The 6,525-nt window shown below is 66.7% G+C and carries 5 protein-coding genes; 3 read left to right on the top strand and 2 right to left on the bottom strand.

Going from position 1 to position 6,525, the window contains the following annotated elements; all coding sequences use genetic code 11:
- Positions 1-36: 36 nt before the first annotated feature.
- From JKG68_RS11100 to JKG68_RS11110, 3 genes are all read left to right on the top strand, one after another.
- A complete protein-coding gene (locus JKG68_RS11100; RefSeq protein ID WP_202059252.1) occupies positions 37-951 on the top strand; it encodes a LysR family transcriptional regulator in 915 nt (304 codons plus the stop codon).
- Between the two features lie 70 nt (positions 952-1,021).
- Complete coding sequence (locus tag JKG68_RS11105) at positions 1,022-4,531, top strand: PAS domain-containing hybrid sensor histidine kinase/response regulator (protein ID WP_202059254.1); 3,510 nt, start codon at positions 1,022-1,024, stop codon at positions 4,529-4,531.
- Positions 4,532-4,610: 79 nt separating this feature from the next.
- Positions 4,611-5,324: an SDR family NAD(P)-dependent oxidoreductase gene (locus tag JKG68_RS11110; protein WP_202059256.1), complete on the top strand. Its 714-nt coding sequence runs from the start codon at positions 4,611-4,613 to the stop codon at positions 5,322-5,324.
- Between the two features lie 8 nt (positions 5,325-5,332).
- Here the strand turns inward: JKG68_RS11110 and JKG68_RS11115 are convergent, their stop codons facing one another.
- Together JKG68_RS11115 and JKG68_RS11120 are read right to left on the bottom strand one after the other, a co-directional pair.
- Complete coding sequence (locus JKG68_RS11115; RefSeq protein ID WP_202059258.1) at positions 5,333-6,028, bottom strand: aspartate/glutamate racemase family protein; 696 nt, start codon at positions 6,026-6,028, stop codon at positions 5,333-5,335.
- A 10-nt stretch (positions 6,029-6,038) separates the two neighbouring features.
- A partial coding sequence (locus JKG68_RS11120; protein ID WP_202059260.1) for a 2-hydroxychromene-2-carboxylate isomerase occupies positions 6,039-6,525 on the bottom strand: 487 nt, incomplete at its 5' end.

Raw genomic sequence — 6,525 nt, forward strand, 5'->3', positions numbered from 1 at the left:
GGAATATGAATTCACACCGAGAGAGTGAGATCGCCAGTGCTCGACCGGGTCACCAGCATGCAGGTCTTCGTTCGCGTGGCGGCGCTTGGCAGCCTGTCGGCAGCGGCGCGGGCGCTCGATCTGTCCCAGACCATGGCCACCAAGCATGTGGCAGCCCTGGAGAGCAGGCTCGGGATCAAGCTGCTGCACCGCTCCACCCGCAGGCTGACCCTGACGGAAGGCGGCCGAGCCTACCTGGCGGCCTGCGAGCGCATTCTGGCCGAGATCGAGGAAGCGGAGGCCTCCGCCAGCCTCGACCGCGTCGAACCGCGGGGAACGTTGCGCCTCAACGTGCCCCTCACCTTCGGCTTCCGGCACATCGCCCCGGCGATCCCTGAATTCAACCGGCTCCATCCGGCCGTGTCGTTCGATCTCGGCCTCGCCGACCGCTTTGTGGACCTGATCGAGGAGGGATGGGATCTGGCGATCCGGATCGGGCGGCTGAAGGAGTCGAGCCTCATCGCCCGGCGCCTGGCCGTCTGCCGCATCGTGGTTTGCGCCGCGCCCCGCTATCTGGAGCAGCACGGCACCCCGCAGAGCCTGGACGATCTCGCGCGCCACAACTGCCTCGGCTACACCTTGCCGAGCGCCATCGGGGCGAACCGCTGGACCTTCGGGCTCGATGGCGAGATCGTCGTGCCGGTGCAGGGGAACCTGCGCGCCAACAACGGCGATGCCCTGATGGCGGCGTGCCTCGCCGGGCAGGGTCTCATCTATCAGCCCACCTTCATCGTGGGCGACAGCCTGCGCGACGGCTCGCTCGTCCCGGTTCTCCGGGACTTTCCGGTCTACGAACCCGGCATTCACGCCGTCCTGCCCTCGGGTCGGCAGGCTCCGGCGAAGGTCCGTGCCTTCATCGAGTTCCTGGCCCGACGCTTCGCGCCGGAGCCGGAGTGGGATCGCGGGCTGTGACCGGCTGGCGGTGGCCTTCGCACCCTTAAACGGCTAAAGCTGTTTCACGTCTGTTTTCGAGGATTTGCCCATGGTCGCCACCTGGGCCGTCGTGTTGTCGGCACTGGTCTATCTCTGCTTCCTGTTCACGGTGGCCCATTGGGGGGACAACGGCGGACGGCGCTTCGTTCAGGGGCCTGCGCGCTCCACGATCGCGGCGCTGGCCCTTGCGGTCTACTGCACCTCCTGGACCTTCTTCGGCTCCGTGGGGCTTGCCAGCCGCTCAGGGTTCGACTTCCTCGCCATCTACATCGGCCCCATCCTCGTGATCGGCTTCGGGCACGCGCTCGTCGCCCGGGTCGTGCGGGTGGCAAAGACCCAGAACATCTCGTCCATCGCCGACTTCGTCGCCGCCCGCTACGGCAAGAGCGAGCGGGTCGCCGCACTCGTCAGCCTGATCGCCGTCGTCGGCTCCGTTCCCTACATCGCCCTGCAGCTGAAGGCGGTCTCGTCCTCCCTCGACGTGTTCCTGACGGCGGCGGGCGGGACGCTTCCCTCCCATCTTCCCTTCATCGGCGATCTTGCGTTCGTGGTCGCCCTGGTGCTGGCGGGCTTTGCCGTCGCGTTCGGCACGCGCCATACGGATGCCACCGAGCACCAGAACGGGCTTCTGCTCGCCGTCTCCATCGAGTCCGTGGTGAAGCTGGCAGCCTTCCTGATCGTGGGCGGCTACATCACCTTCGTGATGTTCGACGGCTACGACGCCATCGTGCAGCGCCTCAACGCCCAGGGAACCAGCTCGAACCTGATGGGGCTGACCTCCGGCTTCGGCAGCTACATCACACTCATCCTGCTCTCCACCTGCGCGGCTCTTCTCCTGCCGCGGCAGTTCCATGTGACGGTGGTGGAGAACCACGAGATCAGCGACCTGAAGCGCACCGCCTGGCTGTTTCCCCTTTATCTCGTGCTCATCAACCTGTTCGTCATTCCGATCGCCCTTGCGGGACTTGCCCTGTTTCCGGACGGCAACCTCGACCGGGACATGACCCTGCTGGCGCTCCCCCTCATGGACAAGGCGGGCACCGTCGCGGTCATTGCGTTTCTGGGCGGCTTTTCGGCCGCAACCGCGATGGTGATCGTCGACTCGGTGGCCGTGGCGGTGATGATCTCGAACCATCTCGTCATGCCCATCGTCCTGCGCCGGCGGGCCTTTGCGGGCGTTGATCCGGGCAGCTTCGTCATTGCGGTGCGGCGGATCTCCATCGTCGTGGTCATCCTTCTGGCCTATGCCTATTACCGCGTCTCCGGGGAAGCGGCGCTTGCCGCCATCGGCCTGTTGTCCTTTGCGGCCATTGCGCAGGTGGCGCCCGCCTTCATCGGCGGCCTCATCTGGTCGCGGGGCACGGCCCTTGGCGCCAGCATCGGGCTGGTCGTGGGCTTCTTCACCTGGGCCTATACCCTTCTGCTCCCCAGCCTCGTCTGGGATGGGGTGTTCTGGTCCGACGTGGTCGTGACGGGCCCCTTCGGGGTCACGGCCCTCAAGCCGACCGCTCTCTTCGGGGTCGATCTACCCCAGCTCACCCACGGGGTCGTCTGGAGCATGACCCTCAACATCCTGTGCTATGTGGTTTTCTCCCTGTGGCGTCCGGCGACGGCCATGGAGATGATCCAGGCCAACGTGTTCGTGGGGGAAACGACAACCTCCGTCGCGCCGAGCTTCCGCCTCTTCCGCGCCAGCGTGACCGTGGGCGAACTTCGCGCCACCGTCGCCCGCTATCTGGGCGAGGAGCGCACGACGCGCTCCTTCGAGGGCTTCACCCATAGCCGCGGCCAGATTCTCGAGCCCCGCGCCGAGGCCGACGTCCACCTCCTGCGTTACGCGGAGCACCTTCTGGCCTCGGCCATCGGCACGGCCTCCTCGCGCCTTGCCCTGTCGCTGCTGCTGCGCCGCCGCACCGTGTCGACGGAAGCCGCCCTCAAGCTGCTCGACGACGCCTCGGCCGCCATCCAGCATAGCCGCGACCTGCTCCAGCATGCCCTGAACTATGCCAAGCAGGGCATCACGGTGCTCGACCGCGACCTGCGGCTGCTCGCCTGGAACCAGGCGTTCATCGATCTCTACGACATGCCGCCCAACTTCGTGCATGTGGGCATCGGCATGGACCGCATCATCCACTACAACGCCTCCCGCGGCTCCTATGGGCCCGGCAAGCTCGAGGACCTGATCGCTGCCCGCATTCACTCGTTCCAGCACGATGTGGAGCCGGTGCGCCTCAGGCTCTACCCGTCCGGCAAGGTCATCGAGATCCGCTCGAACCCGCTGCCCGACGGCGGCCACGTCACCACCTACACGGACGTGACCGAGACCGTTCTGGCTGAGGAGGCGAGCCGGCGCGCGAACGAGACCCTGGAGCAGCGCGTGCGGGAGCGAACCGAGGAGCTGACGCGCCTCAACGAAGCCCTGCGGAGCGCTAAAGCCGAGGCCGACGAGGCGAACATCTCCAAGACGCGCTTCCTGGCCGCCGCATCCCACGACATCCTGCAGCCCCTCAACGCCGCCCGCCTCTACGCCACGTCCCTTGTGGAGCGGGATCGCGAGGCGGGCGACGTGACGCTTGCCGAGAACATCGACGCGTCCCTCGACGCGGTCGAGGAGATCCTCACCGCGATCCTGGACATCTCGCGCCTCGACACGGGGGCCATGAAGCCGCAATGGTCGAGTTTCCGCATCGACGAGATGTTCCGCCAGCTGCAGCGCGAGTTCGAGCCTGTTGCCCGGAACAAAGGCCTCAAGCTCACCTTCGTCCCCTCCTCCCTGACCGTGCGCTCCGACCGGCGCCTCATGCGGCGCCTGCTGCAGAACCTGATCTCCAACGCGATCAAGTACACCCCCGCCGGACGCGTGGTCGTGGGCAGCCGGCAGCGCGGCAGTCATCTGGTCCTGGAGGTCTGGGACACGGGCCTCGGCATCCCGCCCTCGAAGCAGCGCATCGTGTTCCGTGAGTTCCAGCGCCTGGACCAGGGCATGAAGGCCGCGCGGGGCCTGGGCCTCGGCCTTTCCATCGTGGAGCGCATCGGACGGGTGCTCAAGCATCCGATCACCCTGAACTCCGAGGTCGGGCGCGGCTCCGTGTTCCGCGTCGAGGTGCCGGTGGTGGCGGCCCTGCCGGCGACGGCGGCGGCCCCGGAGCCCCCGAAGGTGCCCGCGACCGTGCTGTCCGGGCTGCGCGTTCTCGTCATCGACAACGAGCCGGCCATCCTGGAAGGCATGCGCCTGCTTCTCTCGGGCTGGGGTTGCGATGCCTGGACCGCCTCCGACCTGGAGAGCGCACATCAGGCCCTCAAGACCCACAAAGCGCTGCCGGAGGTCATTATCGCGGATTATCACCTGGACGACACGGACGGCCTCGAACTCATCAAGGCCCTGCGCTGGAGAACCCAGGTCGACACCCCGGCCGTGCTCGTGACGGCCGACCGCACGCCGGCCGTGCGCGATGCCGCCGCGGCGATGAACATCCACGTGCTGAACAAGCCCCTGAAACCGGCGGCGTTCCGGGCCCTCCTGACCCAGTGGCGCGCGACGAAAGTGGCGGCGGAGTAGGAGAGCGGCCGGGCTCACCTCTTTCGTTTGGACGTTATTGTGTTAAGCAGGCTGTCGGATTCGAACTGCGGCAGCAATCATGGCTTCTCCTACAGCGATCATCGTCGGCGCTTCCTCGGGCATTGGCGAGGCCCTGGCCCGTTCGCTTGCAGGAAGCGGATGGCGGGTGGGACTGGCAGCCCGCCGCCTCGACAGGCTCGAAGCCCTGGCAGAGGAGCTCGGCGGCGGGGCCAGGGCGAAGCGCATCGACTTGAGGCAGGTGGACGAAGCGCGCCTCGCGCTCGCGTCATTGATCGAGGATCTTGGTGCCGTCGACCTCGTGATTCTGAGTTCCGGCGTCGGCGAACCGAACCCTCATATGAGCTGGGCTTCCGAAAAAGACACCATAGAGGTCAATGCCCTCGGGTTCGCGGCCGTGGCGCAGGTGGCCATGAAGCATTTTCTCGACCGGGGGCAAGGGCATCTTGTCGGCATCTCGTCCGTGGCGAAGCTGCGCGGCCATGGGGATGCTCCCTCCTACGCCGCCACCAAGGCCTTCGTCTCCACATATCTCGACGGATTGCGGGATCTGGCGAAGCGCCGGAGCGCTGGACGGATCGCGGTCACGGAGGCGTGCCCCGGGTTCGTGGACACCGCCATGATGAAAGCTCCGTCGGCCTTCTGGGTGGCGTCGCCGGAAGCGGCGGCGGAGAGCATTCTGAAAGCCGTGCGCCGCCGCGCCAAGCACGCCTACATCACGCCGCGCTGGGGGCTGATCGGCGTTCTGCTGCGCCTCATGCCGCGTCCCGGATGATGCGCCGGTCACTCCGCCAGGGCGTGGTCGACGGCCGCCACCGCATGGATCGTCGTGGTGTCGAACAGCGGCACGGCGCTGTCCTCCTCTTTCACAAGGAGCATGATCTCGGTGCAGCCGAGAATGATGCCTTGTGCGCCACGCTCGATGAGGCGCGCGATGATCTCGCGGTAGGCTTGGCGCGATTCCGGCCTGATCCGTCCGAGCACGAGCTCCTTGTAGATGATCTCGTGCACGATGCAGCGGTCTTCCGCATCCGGGACGATCACGTCGAGGCCATGGCTCTGCTGCAGCCGGCCCTTGTAGAAATCCTGCTCCATGGTGAAGGCGGTGCCGAGCAGGCCGATGCGCTGCAAGCCTGCGGCCTTGATCTTGTCCGCCGTGGGATCGGCGATGTGAAGCAGCGGAATGCCAGCGGCCGATGAGACCGCGTCTGCCAGGCGATGCATGGTGTTGGTGCAGATGACGAGGAAGTCGGCGCCGCCGCGCTCCAGCCGGATGGCTGCCTCCTTCATCGCCTCCGCAAGCTTATCCCATTCGCCTTCATGCTGAAGCCGCTTGATCTCCTCGAAGTCGAACGACCACATCAAGGACTGCGCCGAACGCACGCCGCCGAGCCGCCGGTTCGTCTCCTGGTTGATGATGCGATAGTACTCGGCGGAGCTTTCCCAGCTCATGCCGCCGATCAATCCGATGGTCTTCATGATGGGCCTTTTACGGAGTTGGCGTGAAGGGAGCGCGGCCGCTCGCCAGCGCGTCATCGAGAAGATCGAGCCGGTCCTGTCCCCAGAACACCTCGCCATCGAGCACATAGGCCGGGGAGCCGAACACATCGCCCGCCACCGCGTTCTCGAGGTTGAGGGCATAGATCGCCTCGGTGGTGCTGCCGGTGGCCACATCCATCAGGGTCGACGAGTCGAACCCGGCCTGCTCCGCCAGCTCGGCGAGCACGAGCGGATCGGCGAGATTGCGCTCCTCCTCCCACACGGCCGCGTAAGCGCGGCGCAGGAAGGCATCCGGGCTCCGGCCGGAGGCATTGATGGCGATCACGAACCGGTCCGCGAGGTTTACGTCGAACGGCCAGTGCTTCGGGCTGATGTTGAAGGCCAGACCCCGCTTCTCGCGCCAGCGCTGGAGTTCCAGGATCCGGTAGCGCTGGCGGGCCGGGTGGCGTTGCGCGAGCGGCAGGCCGCCGGTCTCC

The sequence above is a fragment of the Microvirga aerilata genome (assembly GCF_016743775.1).
Taxonomy (GTDB): Bacteria; Pseudomonadota; Alphaproteobacteria; order Rhizobiales; family Beijerinckiaceae; genus Microvirga; species Microvirga aerilata.